General features: G+C 69.9%; 1 pseudogene. It reads left to right on the top strand.

Going from position 1 to position 226, the window contains the following annotated elements:
• A pseudogene (locus tag ACEN88_RS35965) lies at window positions 1-226 on the top strand (hypothetical protein); the annotation flags it as partial.

Raw genomic sequence — 226 nt, 5'->3', positions numbered from 1 at the left:
GTATAAGAGACAGCTCGTGGTGAGCGCCGCCGACCTCCGGCACACCGAGCTGCAGCTGCTCGACGCGGAGCACCGCACGTACCCCGCAGCACACTGGGCGAAGCGCGACCCGGGGCCGAGCGCCGTGCTCGTCTACCTCGGCGTCGACGGGCCCGTGCCGGGGCTGCTGCACCACACGCTGGTGTTCACCGAGGACTGGAAGGCGAACTTCGGTGCGATCTTCGGC

The sequence above is a fragment of the Massilia sp. CT11-108 genome, assembly GCF_047302915.1.
Taxonomy (GTDB): domain Bacteria; phylum Pseudomonadota; class Gammaproteobacteria; order Burkholderiales; family Burkholderiaceae_D; genus Telluria; species Telluria orientalis.
The sequence above is the reverse complement of the archived record's forward strand: the minus strand, read 5'-3'. Positions and strand labels throughout refer to the sequence as shown.